This is a genomic window from Amaricoccus sp., from assembly GCF_047602525.1.
Classification (GTDB): domain Bacteria; phylum Pseudomonadota; class Alphaproteobacteria; order Rhodobacterales; family Rhodobacteraceae; genus Amaricoccus.
This window is the reverse complement of sequence record NZ_JASGHB010000001.1, coordinates 3,112,459-3,131,726: the sequence shown is the minus strand read 5'-3', so window position 1 is coordinate 3,131,726 and position 19,268 is coordinate 3,112,459. Positions and strand designations below refer to the sequence as shown.

Sequence of the window (19,268 nt, the reverse complement as noted above, 5' to 3'; positions counted from 1 at the left end):
GGATATCGAGGACGGATCACGTGGGATCCCGTTCGCCCGGATCCCACCCACAGGGGATCCCGCGATACTCCCGGAAGATCCCGCGTCCGGGATAACTTGTGACTAAGGGCCGAAAATCGATCCGTGCGGGTGAGCTGGAACCTGTGGATTGCCCTAACGTCAAAATGTAAGATTATGAAATAGCTTCGCTAATTTTTCCTCGGATCAACCTTTGATTGAATTCGCCGAACCGGCCGAAGAATCCATGATCTGTGGAAAACCTTGTGGGCAATCCCGAGGGAACGGTAATCCCCAGGATTCCCACCCCTGCCTTTTCCTACCAAAGATCCAAGATTCCTTATCGAGATAAGATAAGAGGGGCCGGCTTTTGCGGACGCTGGTCGCGTGCTAGCGACGGTCGGGACGAGCGTTCCCGAAGGACCAAAACACGTGTGGGATTTCCTGAGCAGCCTCTATCCTTGGACCAAGGTCCTGCATGTGTTTTCCGTGGTGAGCTGGATGGCGGGCCTGCTCTACCTGCCGCGCCTGTTCGTCTATCACGCCGAGAGCGGGCCGGCGGGGTCAGAGATGGCCCGGGTCTTCGACACGATGGAACGCCGGCTTTTCCGGGGAATCATGAATCCGGCCATGACCGCAACCTGGGTGTTCGGCGTGACGCTGGCGCTGACACCCGGCCTCGTCAGCTGGACGAGCGACGGCTGGATTTACGTCAAGCTGGCGATGGTCAGCGGGCTGACCTGGTTTCACCACTGGCTGGGCCGGCGACGGAAGGACTTTCTTCGCGGCGAGAACCGGATCCCGGCACGACGATGGCGCCTGCTGAACGAGATTCCGGCGGTCGCGCTGGCGGTCATTCTCGTGATGGTGATCGTCCGGCCATTCTGAAGAAGGGCTTGCGCCATTTGACAAGCGTTCCCACTTGTGACAAGGGAATCGCATCCCCCGCCGATCCAACAGCATCCGGCAGCTTCCCCTCCCCCGAATATCCCCCACCTTGAGGCGGATTGAGTATCCCGATGGATTTATCGACTGATTTTGAACAGCTCTCGCTGGCTGACCTGAAAGCCAAGAGCCCAGCAGACCTGCTGCGGCTCGCCGAGGAGCTGGAGATCGACAACGCGTCGACGATGCGCAAGGGCGACATGATGTTCGCCATCCTGAAGGACATGGCGGAAGAGGGCGTCGAGATCTCCGGGGACGGAGTTCTCGAGGTGCTGCAGGACGGGTTTGGCTTCCTGCGCTCTCCTGAGGCAAACTATCTCGCTGGCCCCGACGACATCTATGTGAGCCCGAACCAGATCCGGAAGTTTGCCCTTCGCACCGGCGATACGGTGGAGGGTGTGATCCGGGCGCCGAAGGAAGGCGAGCGGTATTTCGGGCTGGTAAAGGTCTCGAAGATCAACTTCGCCGACCCCGAGCAGGCCCGGCACAAGGTCCACTTCGACAATCTGACGCCGCTCTATCCCGACGAGCGGCTGAAGCTCGAGATCGAGGATCCGACGATCAAGGACAAGACGACGCGGGTGATCGACCTGGTGTCGCCGATCGGCAAGGGCCAGCGCGGCCTGATCGTGGCGCCGCCGCGGTCCGGCAAGACGGTGATCCTGCAGAACATTGCCGCGTCGATCGAGAAGAACCATCCGGAATGCTATCTCATCGTGCTGCTCGTCGACGAGCGGCCCGAAGAGGTCACGGACATGCAGCGTTCCGTGAAGGGTGAGGTGATTTCCTCGACGTTCGACGAACCGGCGACCCGGCACGTGGCGGTGGCCGAGATGGTCATCGAGAAGGCGAAGCGGCTGGTCGAGCACAAGCGGGACGTGGTGATCCTGCTTGATTCGATTACGCGACTGGGCCGCGCCTACAACACCGTGGTGCCGAGTTCGGGCAAGGTGCTGACCGGCGGTGTCGATGCCAACGCGCTGCAGCGGCCGAAGAGGTTCTTCGGTGCGGCCCGCAACATCGAGGAGGGCGGATCGCTCACCATCATCGCCACCGCGCTGATCGACACCGGCAGCCGCATGGACGAAGTGATCTTCGAGGAGTTCAAGGGCACCGGCAACTCCGAGATCGTGTTGGATCGCAAGATCGCCGACAAGCGGGTCTTCCCGGCCATCGACATTCTCAAGTCGGGCACCCGGAAGGAAGAGCTGCTGGTCGAGAAGTCCGATCTCACCAAGATGTTCGTCCTGCGGCGGATTCTCAATCCGATGGGCACGACGGATGCGATCGAGTTCCTGCTCGGCAAGCTGAAGCAGACCAAGTCGAACTCGGAGTTCTTCGATTCGATGAACAGCTGAGGCGGCACTGCCGTCTCGTGGGTCGATGTCGGATACCATCTTTGCGCCGGCAACGGTCGCTGGACGATCGGCAGTCGCGATCGTGCGGATTTCCGGGCCGGAAGCGATCGCAGCTGCCGAACGGTTGACCGGCGGTCCGCTGCCTGCGCGACGGGCGGCGGTGCGCTGGGTGTGTGATCCCGGGACGGGCGAGCGACTGGATCAGGCAGTCATACTGACCTTTCCCGGACCGGGTAGCTTTACCGGCGAGGACTGTGTTGAGCTGCAGACTCACGGCAGCGCGGCGGTCGTCTCGGCCGTTCTCTCAGCCCTGGAGCGAATCGGTGGCCTGCGCGTTGCAGCGCCTGGCGAGTTCTCCCGTCGGGCCCTGCTGAACGATCGTCTGGATCTGGCGCAGGTCGAGGGGCTGGGCGATCTTCTCGCAGCAGAGACGGCGGCGCAGCGACGCCAAGCGCTCGAGCTGATGGACGGCGGTCTGTCGGCGCTGGTGGCCGAGTGGCGCGGTAGCCTTGTGCGCGCGCTGGCGCTCGTCGAGGCGACAATCGACTTTTCCGACGAGGAACTGCCGGCGGATCTGGCGGACAGCGTGCTGTCGGATGTCGGTCGATTGCGGGCAGCGATGCAGCGAGAGCTGGATGACGCGTCGGCGGGTGAGCGGCTTCGGGAAGGGTTCGAGGTCGCGCTGGTCGGGCGTCCGAATGCGGGGAAGTCGACGCTGCTGAACCGGCTGGCGCACCGCGATGTGGCGTTGGTGTCGGAGGTGGCCGGCACGAACTCGGGACATTCTTGAAGTTCGACTGGACCTCGACGGACTGCCGGTGACGGTGCTCGACATGGCGGGTCTGCGCGCTGCGGTTGGTGTGGAGGCCGCCGGAGTCGAGCGGGCGCGGGCGCGGGCGGCGGCTGCGGATCTGCGGGTGTTTCTGGTGGAATCGGTTGCAGATCTGGAGGGGCTGGAACTTGGTCGGGGATCGGATGACATCGTGGTTCAGGCGAAGGCCGACCGAGAGGGTCAGCGTGGCGTATCGGGTCTGACCGGAAACGGCGTCGATGCCTTGCTGGATCAGATCCGAGGGGTTCTGGCGCAGCGTGTCGCGGGTCGTGGGGCGATTTCGCACTTTCGGCAGCGGTCGGCGGTCGAAGCGGCGGCCGGGGCGCTGGACCGGGCGAGCGCCAAACTCTCGGGAACGGATGTCGAGTTCGCAGCGGAGGAGCTGCGTGGGGCGGTGCGATCGCTTGATTTTCTCGTCGGACGCGTGGATGTAGAGGCTGTGCTCGACGTGATCTTTTCGAGCTTCTGCATCGGCAAGTAGGGCTGTTTCACGTGAAACATCGGGACTGCGATGTCATCGTCATCGGTGGCGGGCACGCCGGAACTGAGGCGGCTCTGGCAGCGGCGCGACGCGGTGCAACGACAATCCTCGTAACGCATCGCTTCGATCGTCTCGGCGAGATGTCGTGCAATCCGGCGATCGGTGGCCTGGGAAAGGGTCACATTGTCCGGGAGATCGACGCGCTCGATGGCGTGATGGGGACGGCGGCGGACGCCGCCGCGATTCAGTACCGGCTGCTCAACCGGAGCAAAGGCCCGGCGGTGCAAGGACCGCGGGCACAGTCCGATCGGAAGCTCTACCGCGCTGCGATTCAGGCGGCTATTGGAGCGCAGCGCAATCTTCGGGTCATCGAAGGCGAGGCCATCGACGTTCTGGAAGAGCGCGGTGACGTCGCGGGCTGCGTCCTGGCGGATGGCAGCACCATCGCTGCCGGGGCCGTTGTCCTGACGACGGGTACGTTTCTGCGTGGCATTATCCATTTGGGCGACCAGCAGACGCCCGCGGGCCGCAGCGGCGATCCGGCTTCCGTACGATTGGCGGAGCGGCTGACGGATCGCGGTGTCGAGTTTGGCCGACTGAAGACCGGCACGCCTCCGAGACTGGATGGACGGACCATTGCCTGGGATCGGATCGGCTCGCAGGCGGCAGACAGCGAGCCGGTGTTTCTGTCGTTCCTCACGTCACAGGTCGCCTGCCGCCAGATCGCCTGCGGCGTCACCACGACAAATGCGCGGACGCACGACCTGATCGGCGCCAATCTCAGCAGATCGGCGCTGTTCGGTGGACACATCAGCGGCGTCGGGCCGCGATACTGTCCGTCGATCGAGGACAAGGTGGTGCGGTTTGCGGACAAGGCCGCGCACCAGATCTTCCTCGAGCCGGAAGGTCTGGACGACGCAACCGTGTATCCGAATGGAATTTCGACCTCCATGCCCGCGGATGTGCAGGAGGCAATGGTTCGAAGCATCGAGGGCTTGGAGACCTGCCGGATTCTTCGACCCGGGTACGCGATTGAGTACGACTACGTGGATCCCCGTGGGCTGAGGCACACGCTCGGGGTCCGTAACTGGTCCGGACTGTTCCTCGCGGGGCAGATCAACGGAACCACTGGGTATGAAGAGGCCGCAGGTCAGGGCGTGGTTGCCGGATTGAACGCGGCCGCCCATGCCAGCGATCTGGCGTCGGCGCAGTTCGCGCGGAGTGACTCCTACTTGGGCGTGATGATCGACGATCTTGTCACGCGCGGGGTAACGGAACCCTATCGCATGTTCACGTCCCGAGCCGAATTCCGGCTGCATCTCCGAGCCGACAACGCGGATCAGCGGCTGACGCCAAAGGGAATCGATCTTGGTTGCGTCACCGAGGACCGGCGGGTTTGCTATGAGAGGAAGGCTGCGCGCCTTGCTGCCGCTCGTGGCTGCGCGGTTGCGACGATGCTGACGCCACCCGAAGCTGCTGAACACGGTTTCCGGGTAAATCAGGACGGAATCCGGCGATCGCTGCTGGAGATCCTCGCCCTGCCGGATGTCGATCAGGCAACGGTTTTCGCTTTGGCGGGGCTTCAGCAAGAGGGGAACGAGATTCTGGCCCAACTCGCGATCGAAGCGCGCTATGCGCCGTATCTGGCGCGGCAGGCGGCGGACGCCGAGCGGCTACAGCGCGACGAGGCCGTCGCCATTCCCGAGCAGCTGGCGTATGCGGATCTCGGGGGGCTATCTTCCGAACTGCGTGCGAAGCTGGATCGTGTCCGACCAACCAGCCTGGGCCAGGCCGGTCGGATCGAGGGGATGACTCCCGTTGCCCTCAATCAGATCCTGCTTCACCTGAGAGCCGGCCGCAGATGAACTTTACGCGTGAGAGCTTCCAGCAGCAGTTTGATGTTTCACGTGAAACCATGGAGCGATTGGACGTCTACGTCGCCCTGCTCCAGAAATGGTCACCGACAATCAATCTGGTGTCGCGAGAGAGTCTGGGCGACGTCTGGCACCGACACATCGCTGACTCGGCGCAGCTCTGGCGCCTTCGCCCCGCCAACGCATCGCACTGGCTCGACCTCGGATCGGGCGCGGGCTTCCCGGGTCTTGTTGCCGCGGCCCTCGCGGCGGACAGTCCGTCGGTGACCTTCCGCCTGGTGGAATCGGACGAGCGCAAGTCGGCCTTCCTGCATACCGTCATCCGGGAAGCAAGCCTTCCCGCAGAGATCGTCACCACCCGCATCGAGCGCCTGCCGGCGCAATCTGCCGACGTCGTTTCGGCCCGCGCTCTCGCACCCCTCTCGGCTCTGCTCGGCATGGTGCAAAAGCACCGTCGACCCGGCGGTATCGGCTTGTTTCCCAAGGGTCGGGCGGTGCATAAGGAGATCGAGGAAGCCCGGACCCTCTGGCGCTTCGACCCTCGCGTATACCCGAGCCTGACGGACCCCACCGCGGGCATCGTTGAAATCGGAGTTCTCGACCGTGTCTGAGTTGCGCGAGCCCCATATCCTCGCCATTGCCAACCAGAAGGGCGGGGTTGGAAAGACAACCACGGCGATCAATCTCGGAACGGCGCTGGCCGCCCTGGGCAACCGGGTTCTGGTGATCGACCTCGATGCACAGGGCAACGCGTCCACCGGATTCGGCATTCCTGCCGCGCAGCGTGATTTCACGTCCTATGATTTGCTGTTCAGCGAAAGCGTCGGGATTCAAGTCTATCCGACGATGATTCCCGGCCTCACCATCATCCCTGCGACGCCGGACCTGAGTTCGGCAGACGTAGATATGGTGACGGACCCGGCGCGCCTCCACAAGATGCAGAGGGCCCTGTCGACCGAAAGCGACACTGTTCTCGGCCAAGACTACATCCTGATCGACTGCCCCCCGTCGCTCAACCTGCTGACGATCAACGCCCTTGTTGCCGCCGACTCCGTGCTCGTCCCCCTGCAATGCGAGTTCTTTGCCCTCGAAGGTCTCTCGCAGCTGATGCGCACGGTCCAGTCGGTGCGGCAGTCGTCCAATCCGCGGCTGCGGATTCAGGGCATCGTGCTCACGATGTACGATCGCCGCAACAATCTCTCCGGGCAGGTTGCGACGGACGTTCGCGCCAATCTCGGGACGCTGGTCTACGATACCGTCATCCCGCGCAACGTCCGGCTGAGCGAGGCGCCGTCCCACGCGGTCCCGGCGCTGATCTACGACCGGACCAGCGCGGGAAGCGTCGCCTATCAGCAACTCGCCGGAGAGCTGCTCGCCCGCATGGGCCGCAACCCCGTCGCCGAAGTCGTGTGAGGAGCACCACCGTCATGGAACCGCGCAAGGGACTCGGCCGCGGCCTTTCTGCCCTGCTTGCCGACGTGGCATCGGCACCGACTGAAGAGGCCCCGCGCCGGGTGGTGCCGGACTCGAGCATCCCGATCGACCGGATCCGGCCAAATCCCGGACAGCCGCGCCGGGACTTCGACGAGCGCGAGCTTGAGGAGCTGGCGGCGTCGATCCGCGAGAAGGGCGTGATCCAGCCGCTGATCCTGCGGCCGCATCCGGTGGAGCCGGAGACCTGGGAAATCGTCGCGGGCGAGCGGCGCTGGCGGGCGGCGCAGCGTGCCGGTATCCATGCCCTGCCGGCGGTCATCCGCGCGCTCGACGATACCGAGGTGCTGGAACTGGCGATCATCGAAAACATCCAGCGTGCCGATCTCAACGCGCTCGAGGAAGCGATGGGTTATCGGCAGCTGATGGATCGCTTCGGCCACACCCAGGAGCGTCTCGGCGAGGCACTCGGCAAGAGCCGCAGCCACATCGCCAACCTGCTCCGCCTGCTGACCCTGCCGGAGCCGGTGCTTGAATTGCTGCGCGAGGGCAAGCTCACGGCGGGTCACGCCCGCGCGCTCGTGACGGTGCCGTCGCCGGAGCCGCTGGCGCGGCAGATCGTCGAAAAGGGGCTGTCGGTGCGGCAGGCGGAGCAGCTCGCCCGCGCCGCAGTGGCGACGCCGCCGTCCGCTGGACCGGCGCCGGTCCAGCGCCCGACCGTCACAAAAGACGCGGATACGCGGGCGCTCGAGGAAGACCTGACCGCAGCGCTCCGGCTCAAGGTGACGATCGAGCATCGTGCCGGCGGCCGTTCCGGCGAGCTGCGGATCCGCTATGGCAACCTGGAAGAACTCGACGGCCTCTGCCAGCTGCTTTCGCGCTGACGGTCGTCAGATGAGCAGGCGGCGGAGAACGGCGTCGAGCACGCGCCGACCGTCCGCCGTGGCGACGAGACGATCCCCGGTTGCGCGCAGGAGGCCGAGCGCATCGAGTTCGGCGACGCGTTCGGCGGCGAGCGGCCGGCCGGCGAGCGCCGCGTAGCGGCCGGCGTCTATCCCCTCGGTCAGCCGCAGGCCCATCATCAGCATCTCGATCGCCTGATCCGCAGGCGCCACCGGCTCGCGCAGCGACTGTCCGGTGCCCTCGCGCTCGACGGCCTCGATCCAGGCCTCCGGCGCACGGATCGTTTCGCTTGCCCAGCGGGTGCCGTCGCGGGTGATGCGCCCATGCGCGCCCGGGCCGACCCCGACGTAATCGCCGTAGCGCCAGTACACCAGATTGTGCCGGCTGCCGGCGCCGGCACGGGCGTGGTTCGACACCTCGTAGGCCGGCATTCCCGCTGCATCGCAGAGCGTCTGCGTCACCGCATACATCTCCGCGGCGATCCCGTCGGTCGGCAGGTCGCGGAGCCGACCGCGTGCCGCGAGATCCCCGAAGCGGGTGCCGGGTTCGATGGTGAGCTGGTAAAGCGACAGGTGGTCGATGGCGAGGCCGAGCGCTGTCGCAAGCTCACGCTCCCACGCGGCCACCGTCTGGCCCTGCCGCGCATAGATCAGGTCAAAGCTCACGCGGGCAAAGATCGAGCGGGCGACGTCGAAGGCGGCCAGCGCCTCGCCGACCGTGTGCCGGCGGCCGAGCGCGCGCAGGTCGTTGTCGTCGAGCGACTGGATGCCCATCGACAGCCGGTTGACCCCCGCGTCGCGATAACCGCGGAACCGATGTGCCTCGACGGACGTCGGGTTCGCTTCCAGCGTGATCTCCACCGCGCCGTCCGGGCCGAGATCCCAGCCCTGCCGAATGGCCGCGATCACGGCGGCCACCGTATCGGGCGGCATCAGGCTCGGGGTGCCGCCGCCGAAGAACACGCTCTCGACCCGGCGCCCGGGCGTCTCCGCGGCGGCGCGTCCGATCTCGGCGACCAGCGCCCGGGTCCATCGGCCGGTGTCGACGCTCATCCGGACGTGACTGTTGAAATCGCAGTACGGGCATTTGGCGGCACAGAACGGCCAGTGGACATAGATCCCGAAGCCGCCGTTCTGCCAGTCGGCGACCGGAGTGCTCATCCCCGGAGTGCCGTGACCTCGATCTCGACCTTCATGTCGGGATGGATCAGGCCGGCGAAGACCATGGTGGCCGCCGGTCGGATCGCGCCGAAGGCGTTGCCGAGTACCGGCTCCAGCGCCGCGACATGGCTGCGATCGGTGACGGTGTACTGCACGCGAACCACCTGGCCGAGCGTGAACCCGGCCTCGCCGAGGGCCGTCTCGATCGTGCGGAACGCAATGGCCGCCTGCGCGCCGACGTCTGCCGGGATCTCGCCGGTCGCCGGATCGAGCCCGGTGCAGCCCGACACGAAGCACCAGTCGCCCGCCACCACGGCCCGGGAATAGCCGAGCCGCGCCTCGTAGGGCGATCCGCTCGAAATCAGCGTGCGCACTCGGGAGCCCTCCTCACAGGCAGGCGGCAGCGAACCGGCGCACGGCGTCGGCGCGGTGGCTGATCCGGTTCTTCTCTGCCAGCGTCATCTCACCCAGCGTGACCGCGGTGCCGTCCGGCTGGAACATCGGGTCGTAGCCATGGCCCTCGGCCCCGCGCCTCGGCCAGACACAGCGGCCCTCGATCCGTCCCTCGAACACCTCGTCGTGTCCGTCCGGCCACGCCAGCACCAGCGTGCAGCGAAACCGCGCGGTCCAGGGCTCCGGCCGGCCGCTCGCCAGCAGGGCGTCGTGGGTCCGGGTCATCGCCCGGGCGAAATCGCGACCGCCCGGCCCTTCGGCCCAATCCGCGGTATAGACGCCCGGCGCTCCGTCGAGCGCATCGACCTCGATTCCCGAGTCGTCGGCCAGTGCCGGCAGGCCGCTCGCGCTCGACGCGGCGTGTGCCTTGATCCGGGCGTTGCCGAGAAAGCTGGTCTCGGTCTCGGCCGGCTCGGCGAGCCCAAGCTCGCCGGCGGAGACCAGCTCGACGTCATGGCCGGCGAGCAGCTTGCGAAACTCTTCGAGCTTGCCGAGGTTGTGCGTGGCAACCACCAGCCGCCCGGGCTGGAGCCTTCGGGTCGCGCCCGGGTGATCCACCGGTCGCCCCGTCATCCGATGGCCGCTGCTTGCGCCGCGACCAGTTCGGCGACGCCCTTCTCGGCCAGATCCATCAGCGCGTTCAGCTCGGCCCGGCTGAAGGTCGCGCCCTCTGCGCTGCCCTGCACCTCGATCAGGCCACCGGCGCCGGTCATGACGAAGTTCGCATCCGTGCCTGCCACGCTGTCCTCGGCATAGTCGAGGTCGAGCACCGGCTGGCCACCGTAGATGCCGCAGCTGACCGCGGCGACGTGGCCGGACAGCGGGTCGCTCTTGATCGTGCCGGCCTTCAGAAGCCCGTTGACCGCGAGGCGCAGCGCCACCCAGCCGCCGGTGATCGAGGCGCAGCGCGTGCCGCCATCGGCCTGTAGCACGTCGCAGTCGACAGTGATCTGCCGTTCCCCCAGCGCCGGCCGGTCGACCGCCGCCCGCAGCGACCGCCCGATCAGCCGCTGGATCTCCTGGGTCCGCCCGGATTGCTTGCCCGCCGCCGCCTCACGGCGGCCGCGGGTGGTGGTCGCCCGCGGCAACATGCCGTACTCCGCCGTCACCCAGCCGAGTCCGGATTTGCGCAGGAACGGCGGCACGGATTCCTCGACGCTGGCGGTGCAGAGCACATGCGTATCGCCCATGCGGATCAGGCAGGATCCCTCGGCATGGCGGGCAACCCCGGTTTCGATCGTGACGGGGCGGAGCGCATCGGTGGCGCGGCCGGATGGACGCATGCGGAAAACTCCTTCGGGCCTTCGTGGTCCGGGTCCATATCGCGTGGGGCGCCCGGCGTCCAGCCGACGGCCACCGCCCGAGTCCCACGTCAGAGCGCAAGGTTTCATCAAAATTCAACCAATGATTGAATCTACCCCCGAGAATCATCTATAGAGACTGCGATCTTGAGGTTGCAGGCTGGCAGAAACACAATATGATGGGTTTCAAGAAGCATCCCCCCGAGATGTCGCAGCAGTGAAGCAGGCGCGCCAGTGCAATCCGTGAATCCCAAGCCAGGGGCTCAAGTTAGCGTCGCGGCAACTCCGCTGCAGGTTCGCGGCCGCTCGTTCACGGCCGTCGTCCTGCGTCTTGCGGGCGCGCCGGATGCCGGATTCTTCACGGCGCTCGACACCCTGATGCGGCAGGCGCCGCACTTCTTCGTCAACGCCCCGCTGGTTCTCGACGTCGAGCACGCCACCGATCTCGCGGAAAAGGCCGAGTTCGTGAAGCTCGTCCACCAGCTTCGTGCTCGCAAGCTCTTCGCCGTCGGCATCCAGGGCGCGACGCCCGACCAGGGCGTGGCCGCGTTCGGCGCGGGCCTCATCACGTTGCAGGGCGGCAGGGAAGCCTCGCTGGAGCGCGGCGCCGCGCGTTCCGCGCCCGCCGAGGTCAAGGCCGAGACCGCAACACGGGCGGAGGCGAAAGCCGCGCCGCCGGCGCCCGAGCCCGGCCCGTCGCTGCTCATCACCGAGCCCGTCCGCTCGGGCCAGCGCATCTTCGCCGACCGCGGCGACCTGATCGTGATGGCGCCCGTCAGCTCCGGTGCCGAGCTGATCGCCCACGGCAACGTCCACGTCTACGGCCCGCTGCGTGGCCGGGCGCTGGCCGGCGTCAACGGCGACCGGAGCGCGCGGATCTTCTGCCAGAGCCTCGAGGCCGAGCTGATCGCCATCGCCGGCCTCTATCGGACCAGCGACGACCTCGGCCCCGCCGTCCGCCGTGGCCGCGTGCAGGCGTTTCTCAAGGACGACACCCTCTGCGTCGAACCCCTCAAGTAAACCGCAGCATCGAAACAAGGGAGCATCGCTTGGCCAAGATCATCGTAGTCACCTCCGGCAAGGGCGGCGTCGGCAAGACGACCTCCACGGCCGCCATCGGCGCGGGCCTCGCGATGCGCGGCAAGAAGACCGTCGTCATCGACTTCGACGTCGGCCTGCGCAACCTCGACATGATCATGGGGTGCGAGCGCCGGGTGGTGTTCGACTTCATCAACGTCATCCAGGGTGACGCCAAGATCAAGCAGGCGCTCATCACCGACCGCCGGCTGGAAAACCTGTCGATCCTGCCGACCTCCCAGACGCGCGACAAGGATGCGCTGACCAAGGAGGGCGTCGAGAAGGTGCTGAACGAGCTGCGCGACCAGTTCGACTACATCATCTGCGACAGCCCGGCGGGCATCGAGCGCGGCGCGCACCTCGCGATGTACTACGCCGACGAGGCGATCGTCGTCACCAACCCCGAGGTCTCCTCGGTGCGGGACAGCGACCGCGTGCTCGGGCTGCTGTCGTCGAAGACCCACCACGCCGAAAAGGGCGAGGGCGGGGTCAAGGCGCATCTGCTGCTCACGCGCTACGACCCGGCGCGCGTCACCCGCGGCGAGATGATGAAGGTCGAGGACATCCTCGAGATCCTGTCGATCCCGCTGCTCGGCATCATCCCCGAGAGCACCGCGGTGCTGAAGGCGTCGAACGTCGGCACGCCCGTCACCTTCGACACCAAGTCGAACGCCGGCAAGGCGTACGAGGACGCGGTGTCGCGACTGATCGGCGAGCAGCTGGAGATGAAGATCCAGCCGGAGAAGCAGGGCCTGTTCCAGCGGCTGCTGCGGCGGACGGCGTGAGGGAGGGCATGAGCATGCTCAACTTCTTCCGCCGCCCCCGCCAGGTCACCTCGGCCGATTCCGCCAAGGAGCGGCTGCAAATCCTGCTGTCGCACGAACGCACCGACCGTTCGAGCCCGGAGTATCTGCCGATGCTCCAGCGCGACATCCTCGAGGTGATCCAGCGCTACATGCGTGTCGGTGACGAGGGTGTCGACATCAAGCTCGAGCGCGGTGACGAGCTGTCGACGCTCGAGATCAACATCGAGCTGCCGGGCCAGCGCAACCACGCCCGCGGCGCGGCCTGACCTGAGCGGCCCTCGCGTCTCCCAGCGCCCGACGGGATCCCCCGCCGGGCGCCGGATCCGTCACCCCTCGCCCGGTGTCTCCGGCGCGCCGATCGTGAAACCGCGAAACGCCGCCTCGAAGCCCGCCCGCTGCGGCGAGCAGCACATCGGCCCGACCGCCGCCGCGCCTTCGGGGAAATACGCGAGCCGCAGCATCCGCCACGCGCCGCGATCCCCGGCCCAATGGACATGCAGCGCAGATCCGATCCGGGTCAGCCGCAGGCGGATCCACTCGGCGTCCGTCGGGCAGGGCATCGTCGACCAGTCCGACACTTCGCGCGTGACCACGACGCTCAGCATCCGCTGCCCGGCGACGAATTCGATCCCCGCCTTGATCCAGTTGGCCGGATCGGCCCGCAGCATCAGCCCCGCCTGATCGTAGAGCGCTTCATAGTCGCCGCGAAACGCCACCTCCGCGGCAAAATTGCCCTCGACCGCCGAGAGACGCGCGTGCCCGTCGTCCCGGATGAAGCCATAGTGCGTGCGCCGCCAGAAATCCGTCCTGTCCCCGGTCACGACATGCAGGACGCCCGCCTCTTCCCGCCACGCGGGCGGCTCGTTCAACCAATGCAACCGGCTCTCCCTCAGGCTTCCGGTTCGCCCTGATCGTCCTCGGCCCAGAGGCCGGTCAGGTCGATGGGCACCGTCTCGAACGGCGGAATCCGATGCTCGCCCTCGTCGACGATGGTCGCGAGCAAGGACCAGAGACCATCGCGCAACTCGAAGACTTCGAGCGTGCGTGCGACCGGCTCGACCAACCAGAGGTATCGCACACCCGCTGCCGCATAGATGTCCCGCTTTCTGCTCCGGTCCAACCTGCGGGTGGACGGACTCGCAACCTCGCACACCCAGTCGGGCGCGAGATCGAAGGAGGCAACGGAGTGCATCCTCGGCATCCGCTCGCGGCGCCATCCGGCCAGATCGGGAACGAGAACGTCGGCGCCGAAGTGAAGCTCGGGCTCGTCGAGGATCCACCATCCTCCCGGCCCCGAGCTTCCACGGTCATACGGACCGTAAAGCTCGCCGCCGAGCCCGGACGCCATTCGGGCATGCGGCGACGCCGGCCTCGGCTGCAGATAAAGCGTCCCGTCGATCAGCTCTGCCACCATGTTCTCCGGCGCATCCAGCACGTCCTGGTACGTCGCAGGCTGGCGGACGATCGTCGGTCGCTCGTTCATCGGCTCCTCCGGCCGCGAGCATAGCGCATCACGCGCCGCTCTTCCACGGCACGAGCCGCCGCTCGGCCCAGCGCATCAGCAGCTCGATCGCGTAGCCGATCAGGCCGATGATGACGATGCCGATCACCACCGTGTCGGTCTGCAGGAAGTTCTTCGCGATCATGATCATCGAGCCGAGCCCCTTGTCGGCGGCCACCAGCTCGGCGGCCACCACCGTGCTCCAGCAGACGCCCATCGACGTGCGCAGCCCGGTGAAGATTTCCGGCAGCGCGTTCGGCAGGATCACGTGGCGCAGGATCTGCGTCCGCGAGGCACCGAGAGAGTAGGCGGCATGCACCTTGGTGATCGCCACGCCCGAAACGCCGGCCCGCGCCGCCAGCGTCATGATGAAGAGCGCGGCGAGGAACAGGAGCACGATCTTCGCCAGCTCGCCGATGCCGAACCACAGGATGATGAGCGGGATCAGCGCCAGCGGCGGGATCGGCCGCATGAACTCGACCAACGGGTCGAAGAGGCCGCGCGCCACCGACGACAGCCCCATGGCGAAGCCGAGCGGGATCCCGACCAGTGCGCCGAAGAACACGCCCGAGAGGACGCGGAACACGCTGATGCCGATGTGCTGCCACAACGGGACGTTGCGGAAACCCTCGGTCGCGAGCTTTACCAGCCGGTCCCACGTCGCGCCGATCGGCGGCCAGTAGAACGCCGGGATCCAGCCGTAGCGGGAGGCGACGGCCCAGAGGCCGACCAGCGCCACGACGATGACGATCGACCAGATCCGCCCCGAGCGGATCGCGCTCGCGTCGCCGAAACGCACCGTCTTCGCCCGCGTCAGCGGCCCGTCGGCCAGCCCGAGCCAGATCGCGAGGCGCCCCGGCTCACGCGCCATCGTGTGCCCCGCCCATGATCTCCTCCTCCATGCTCCAGATCATCGACAGCACCTCTTCGCGCACCCGCACGAACTCTGCCGATGCCTTCACCGACCGCGCCTGCTCGACCAGCGCCATCTCGGCAAAGGGCAGGGCCATGTCGCGCACCACGCGCCCGGGTCGCGGTGCCATGACGATCAGCCGCTCGCCGAGGAACAGCGCCTCCTCGACCGAATGCGTGATGAGCACGATGGTCTTGCCCGTCTCCTTCCAGAGCCGCAGCACCAGCCCCTGCATCTTCTCGCGCGTCAGCGCGTCGAGCGCGCCGAGCGGCTCGTCCATCAGGATCACGCCCGGGTCGTTGGCGAGGCAGCGGGCGAGCGCCACCCGCTGCTGCATCCCGCCCGACAGGCGATAGACCGGCGTGTCGGCAAATCCGGCGAGCCCCACGCGGCCGAGCAGGTCGGCAACCAGTGCCGCGATCTCCCGCCGCGGCCGCCCAGCCATGCGTGGGCCGAAGCCGACGTTCTCGGCCACCGACATCCACTCGAAGAGCGCACCCTGCTGGAACACCATGCCGCGGTCGGCGTCCGGCCCCGTCACCGTGCGGCCGCCCGCCACCACGGCGCCGGCCGTCGGCTTCAGGAACCCGGCGACGATGTTGAGCAGCGTGGTCTTGCCACAGCCGGAGGGACCGAGGATCGCCACCATCTGGCCCTCGGGAATGTCGAGCGCCACCCGGTCGAGCGCCTTCACGCTGCCGCCGTCCGGCAGCGTGTAGATCATGGACACGTCGTCGATGCGGATGCCGGACAACGCTCCGCCTTACTTCAGGAAGCTCGGATCGACGAACTTCGCGTAGTCGTCGAGCGGCTTGTCGAGGTTGCCGGTCGACGCCATCACGTCCGCGACGCCCTTCGCCGCTTCCTGCACCCCGCCGCCGAGCCAGTTCGGCCCGAGCTGTTCCTCGTTGGTCGGGAAGCCGAAGTTGGCCATCATCGCCTTGGTCGCGTCGAGATCCATCCCCGCGGCGCCCGCAACGATCTCGTAGGCTGCGCCCGGATCCTTCTTGTAGGCCGCATTCGCCGCGTCCGTGACCGCGAGGAACTTCTTCAGCAGGTCCGGGTGCTTCTCCGCGAAGCTGTCGGTCGCCGAGATCACGTCGAAGGTGTTGATCCCGATCGCCTCCTGCTCGGCCCCGGTCATCAGCGGCTTGCCGACCGTGCGCATCCGGTCGAGCGGCCCGCCGAAGGCGCAGGCCATCACCACATCGCCGCGCACCAGCGCCACCGCCGCATCCGCGCCGTTCATCTGCACGATGTCGACCTTCGCCGGATCGACGCCGAGATGGGTCAGCGTGCGGAGCAGCTTGTAGTGCGTGACGTTGCCGGTCGGCGTCGCCACCTTCTTGCCTTCCAGCTCCTTGGCGTTGTCCTTGGTGATCCCGGCGTCGTCGCGCACGATGCAGAGATCGTTCTCCGCATACGTCACCGCGATCCCCACGAGCTTCAGCGGCGCGCCGTTGGTCACGCCGACCACGAACGGCACGAAGCCCTGGCTGTAGGCGATATCGACGTCGCCCGAGACCATCGCCTGGGTCATCTCGTTGCCGTTGCCGAAGGCCCGCCAGTCGACCTCGACGCCCATTTCCTTGTCATAGGTCTTGTCGACCTGGGCGACCTGGTTCGCCGTCGGCCACTCGAGGAAATAGGCGACCGTCACCTTGTCTGCCGCCGACGCGGCACCGGCGATGGCGCTGGCCGCGAGAAGGCCGAGAATCCCTGTCCGTCCGATCATTCGTCGCTCTCCTGCTGTGGGGCCGTCGCCGGCCGCGCCGCCAGTCCCACCCACCGGCGCAAGCGGCCATTCAAATGGTTTTCCCGCCGCGCGGCAACGCCGACATTGCGTCCCGCGGTCAACCCCCGACGCTGACTTTCAAGCTCTCGAGCGCGGCGAGGGCGTCTGCGAGCGCCGCGGCATCCACGCTTCTCGCCACGAGGTTGGCACCGAAGACCCCGCCGCGATTGAACGGATAGCAGCCGATCGACACCTCCGGGTGCTCCCGGGCGATCTCGCCCAGCGGGCCGGCGATGATCCCCTCTCCCCGCAGCACCTGCACCGTGCCGCTCAGCAGCGGCTGCCCGCCCGTCAGCTTCGGCAGGAGACCCGCGACCATGGCCTCGAAGACCGCCGGCACCCCGGCCATGACGTGCACGTTGCCGATGGTGAAGCCCGGGGCCTTCGACACCGGGTTGTCGATCAGCGTCGCGCCGTCGGGAATGCGCGCCATCCGGAGCCGCGCCGCGTTCAGGTCCACCGCCGGATTGGCGTAGTTGGTCGCGAGGATGGCCCGTGCGTCCTCCCGCACGTCGATTCCGACGCCGAACGCCGCGGCGATGCAGTCCGCGGTGATGTCGTCGTGGGTCGGCCCGATGCCGCCCGAGGTGAAGACGTGATCGTAGCGCGCCCTGAGCGCGTTCACCGCCGCGACGATCTCTTCCGCCACGTCGGGAACCACCCGGGCCTCGCGCAGCGAAATGCCCTTCTCGCCGAGGGCCAGCGCCAGCAGCGGCATGTTGGCGTCGCGGGTGCGGCCGGAGAGGATCTCGTCGCCGATCGTCAGCATCGCGGCGGTGGGGATTGTCATCGCAGGGGTCCTCGCGCTTGTCCTTCGGCCCGCCTTCGGCCAAGGGAAGCGCCATGCGCTTCGCCACGCCCCTCGTCCGCGGCCGCCTGATCCAGCGGTATAGACGGTTTCTCGCCGACGTCATCCTCGACGACGGCCGCGCCGTCACCGCGCATTGCGCCAACCCCGGCGCCATGCTGGGCCTGAAGGAGCCGGGCCTCACCGTCTGGCTGGAGCCCGTCGCCGACCCGCGGCGCGCGCTGGCGTTTTCCTGGCGGCTGGCGGAGCTTTCGGACGGCGCGCTGGCCGGCATCGACACGAGCGTGCCCAACCGCGTGGTCGCCGAGGCGCTGGCCGAGGGGCGCATCCCCGCGCTCGCCGGCTACGAGCGGGTCCGGCCGGAGGTCCGCTACGCCGCGAAGAGCCGGGTCGATTTCCTGCTCACCGGGACGGGGCGGCCGGACACCTACCTCGAGGTGAAGAACGTCCACCTCCGCCGCACCGGCCGGCTCGCCGAGTTTCCCGACAGCGTGACGGCCCGCGGCGCCCGCCACCTCGCGGATCTCGCCGCGATGGTCGCCGCCGGCCACCGCGCCGTCCTGCTCTACGTGGTCCAGCGCAGCGACTGTGACCGATTCGCCGTCGCTGCCGATCTCGACCCCGCCTATGCCGCCGCCTGCGCCGCGGCGAGGGCCGCAGGCGTGGAAGTGCTGGCCCATGCCACCCGAATGGACAGGCAGGGGATTATCCTCGGCGGCCCTTTGCCGGTGGCACCCTAAGCCGCACTGTCATTTGCAAATCGACGACCACGGATCTACATCCGGGGATCATGCCCGGAGAGCCCGCGTTGGATCAGATGTTGACCGGCCGCCTGAACAAGGATGGCATCCGCCTGCACAGTCCGGAGGACTTTGCCGGAATGCGCGTCGCCGGGCATCTGGTGGCGGACATCCTCGACCGCATCGCCGTGGCGGTCGTCCCCGGTGTCAGTACGCTCGAACTCGACACGCAGATCCACGACATGATCCGCGCCGCTGGCGCCACGTCGGCCACCGTCGGCTACAAGGGCTACCGCCACGCCAGCTGCATCTCGATCAACCACGTCGTTTGCCACGGCATTCCGTCGGACAAGCGGCTGCGCGACGGGGATATCCTCAATATCGACGTGACCGTGATCGTCGGCGGCTGGTTCGGCGATTCGAGCCGGATGTACGTGGCGGGCCAGCCGCCGCGGAAGGCCGAGCGGCTGATCGACATCACCCACGAGGCGCTGATGGAGGGCATTGCCCAGGTCGCGCCGGGCAACACCTTCGGCGACATCGGCGCGGCGATCCAGCGCTTTGCCGAGGGCCATCGCTGCTCCGTGGTGCGCGACTTCTGCGGTCACGGCATCGGCCGGGTGTTCCATGCCGCGCCGAACGTGCTGCACTACGGCCGCTGGGGCACCGGGCCGGTTCTCGAGCCGGGGATGTTCTTCACGATCGAGCCGATGATCAATCTCGGCCGTCCCGAGACCAAGATCCTCGATGACGACTGGACCGCCGTCACCAAGGACCGCTCGCTCTCGGCGCAGTTCGAGCACGCCGTCGGCGTCACCGAGACCGGCTGCGAGATCTTCACGTTGTCGCCCACGGGTCGCTTCCATCCGACCTGGGACCGCGCGGACGGCTGA

Annotated in this window: 20 protein-coding genes and 2 pseudogenes; 12 read left to right on the top strand and 10 right to left on the bottom strand. The window is 67.3% G+C overall.

Annotation, left to right across the window (positions count from 1 at the left end; translation table 11 throughout):
* Positions 1–429 precede the first annotated feature (429 nt).
* The 7 genes and pseudogenes from hemJ to QM699_RS15990 all read left to right on the top strand — a co-directional run bounded on the left by hemJ (position 430) and on the right by QM699_RS15990 (position 7,802).
* The gene (gene hemJ, locus QM699_RS16020; protein WP_415012057.1) at positions 430–885 is read left to right on the top strand and encodes a protoporphyrinogen oxidase HemJ; all 456 of its coding nucleotides are present in this window, start codon (positions 430–432) and stop codon (positions 883–885) included.
* Positions 886–1,016: 131 nt separating this feature from the next.
* Positions 1,017–2,300, top strand: a complete 1,284-nt coding sequence (gene rho, locus QM699_RS16015; RefSeq protein ID WP_415012056.1) for a transcription termination factor Rho — start codon at positions 1,017–1,019, stop codon at positions 2,298–2,300.
* A gap of 25 nt (positions 2,301–2,325) precedes the next feature.
* Positions 2,326–3,613 (top strand): annotated as a pseudogene (gene mnmE / locus QM699_RS16010) (tRNA uridine-5-carboxymethylaminomethyl(34) synthesis GTPase MnmE).
* 11 nt (positions 3,614–3,624) lie between these two features.
* Positions 3,625–5,478 carry a tRNA uridine-5-carboxymethylaminomethyl(34) synthesis enzyme MnmG gene (gene mnmG, locus QM699_RS16005; RefSeq protein WP_415012055.1) on the top strand — a complete coding sequence of 618 codons (1,854 nt, stop codon included), beginning with the start codon at positions 3,625–3,627 and terminating at the stop codon, positions 5,476–5,478.
* Positions 5,475–6,098 carry a 16S rRNA (guanine(527)-N(7))-methyltransferase RsmG gene (gene rsmG, locus QM699_RS16000; RefSeq protein ID WP_415012054.1) on the top strand — a complete coding sequence of 208 codons (624 nt, stop codon included), beginning with the start codon at positions 5,475–5,477 and terminating at the stop codon, positions 6,096–6,098. The genes mnmG and rsmG overlap by 4 nt, the downstream gene beginning before the upstream one ends.
* Complete coding sequence (locus tag QM699_RS15995) at positions 6,091–6,900, top strand: ParA family protein (protein WP_415012053.1); 810 nt, start codon at positions 6,091–6,093, stop codon at positions 6,898–6,900. Before rsmG ends, QM699_RS15995 begins: the two co-directional genes overlap by 8 nt.
* A 14-nt stretch (positions 6,901–6,914) precedes the next feature.
* Positions 6,915–7,802, top strand: coding sequence for a ParB/RepB/Spo0J family partition protein (locus QM699_RS15990; protein WP_415012052.1), 888 nt, complete (start codon positions 6,915–6,917; stop codon positions 7,800–7,802).
* Positions 7,803–7,808: 6 nt separating this feature from the next.
* On the opposite strand, the gene hemW is transcribed toward QM699_RS15990, so the two are convergent.
* The 4 genes from hemW to rph are packed head-to-tail and all read right to left on the bottom strand — an operon-like array spanning position 7,809 to position 10,717.
* Positions 7,809–8,981, bottom strand: a complete 1,173-nt coding sequence (hemW, locus tag QM699_RS15985) for a radical SAM family heme chaperone HemW (RefSeq protein ID WP_415012051.1) — start codon at positions 8,979–8,981, stop codon at positions 7,809–7,811.
* The gene (locus QM699_RS15980; protein WP_415012050.1) at positions 8,978–9,355 is read right to left on the bottom strand and encodes a RidA family protein; all 378 of its coding nucleotides are present in this window, start codon (positions 9,353–9,355) and stop codon (positions 8,978–8,980) included. Before QM699_RS15980 ends, hemW begins: the two co-directional genes overlap by 4 nt.
* A gap of 13 nt (positions 9,356–9,368) precedes the next feature.
* Positions 9,369–10,007: a non-canonical purine NTP pyrophosphatase gene (locus QM699_RS15975; protein ID WP_415012049.1), complete on the bottom strand. Its 639-nt coding sequence runs from the start codon at positions 10,005–10,007 to the stop codon at positions 9,369–9,371.
* Entirely contained in the window at positions 10,004–10,717 is a 714-nt protein-coding gene (gene rph / locus QM699_RS15970; RefSeq protein WP_415012048.1) for a ribonuclease PH, read from the bottom strand. The genes QM699_RS15975 and rph overlap by 4 nt, the downstream gene beginning before the upstream one ends.
* Before the next feature lie 261 nt (positions 10,718–10,978).
* Between rph and minC the strand changes: the two genes are divergently transcribed.
* Genes minC through minE form a run of 3 tightly spaced genes read left to right on the top strand, consistent with a single transcriptional unit; the run spans position 10,979 to position 12,884 of the window.
* Complete coding sequence (gene minC, locus QM699_RS15965) at positions 10,979–11,755, top strand: septum site-determining protein MinC (protein ID WP_415012047.1); 777 nt, start codon at positions 10,979–10,981, stop codon at positions 11,753–11,755.
* Positions 11,756–11,784: 29 nt separating this feature from the next.
* The gene (minD, locus tag QM699_RS15960) at positions 11,785–12,597 is read left to right on the top strand and encodes a septum site-determining protein MinD (protein WP_415012046.1); all 813 of its coding nucleotides are present in this window, start codon (positions 11,785–11,787) and stop codon (positions 12,595–12,597) included.
* Positions 12,598–12,605: 8 nt separating this feature from the next.
* The gene (gene minE / locus QM699_RS15955; protein ID WP_415012045.1) at positions 12,606–12,884 is read left to right on the top strand and encodes a cell division topological specificity factor MinE; all 279 of its coding nucleotides are present in this window, start codon (positions 12,606–12,608) and stop codon (positions 12,882–12,884) included.
* A gap of 60 nt (positions 12,885–12,944) precedes the next feature.
* Here minE and QM699_RS15950 read toward each other — a convergent pair whose 3' ends face one another.
* From QM699_RS15950 to QM699_RS15925, 6 genes and pseudogenes are all read right to left on the bottom strand, one after another.
* Complete coding sequence (locus QM699_RS15950) at positions 12,945–13,496, bottom strand: DUF1349 domain-containing protein (RefSeq protein WP_415012044.1); 552 nt, start codon at positions 13,494–13,496, stop codon at positions 12,945–12,947.
* Positions 13,497–13,507: 11 nt separating this feature from the next.
* Entirely contained in the window at positions 13,508–14,101 is a 594-nt protein-coding gene (locus QM699_RS15945) for a Uma2 family endonuclease (RefSeq protein ID WP_415012043.1), read from the bottom strand.
* A gap of 28 nt (positions 14,102–14,129) precedes the next feature.
* A pseudogene (locus QM699_RS15940) lies at positions 14,130–14,819 on the bottom strand (ABC transporter permease); the annotation flags it as partial.
* A 160-nt stretch (positions 14,820–14,979) separates the two neighbouring features.
* A complete protein-coding gene (locus QM699_RS15935) occupies positions 14,980–15,786 on the bottom strand; it encodes an ATP-binding cassette domain-containing protein (protein ID WP_415012042.1) in 807 nt (268 codons plus the stop codon).
* 9 nt (positions 15,787–15,795) lie between these two features.
* Entirely contained in the window at positions 15,796–16,767 is a 972-nt protein-coding gene (locus QM699_RS15930) for an ABC transporter substrate-binding protein (protein ID WP_415012041.1), read from the bottom strand.
* A 118-nt stretch (positions 16,768–16,885) separates the two neighbouring features.
* The gene (locus tag QM699_RS15925; RefSeq protein ID WP_415012040.1) at positions 16,886–17,617 is read right to left on the bottom strand and encodes a competence/damage-inducible protein A; all 732 of its coding nucleotides are present in this window, start codon (positions 17,615–17,617) and stop codon (positions 16,886–16,888) included.
* 53 nt (positions 17,618–17,670) lie between these two features.
* Here QM699_RS15925 and sfsA point away from each other — a divergent pair, with 53 nt between their 5' ends.
* Together sfsA and map are read left to right on the top strand one after the other, a co-directional pair.
* The gene (sfsA, locus tag QM699_RS15920; RefSeq protein ID WP_415012039.1) at positions 17,671–18,375 is read left to right on the top strand and encodes a DNA/RNA nuclease SfsA; all 705 of its coding nucleotides are present in this window, start codon (positions 17,671–17,673) and stop codon (positions 18,373–18,375) included.
* Between the two features lie 77 nt (positions 18,376–18,452).
* A complete protein-coding gene (map, locus tag QM699_RS15915; RefSeq protein WP_415012776.1) occupies positions 18,453–19,268 on the top strand; it encodes a type I methionyl aminopeptidase in 816 nt (271 codons plus the stop codon).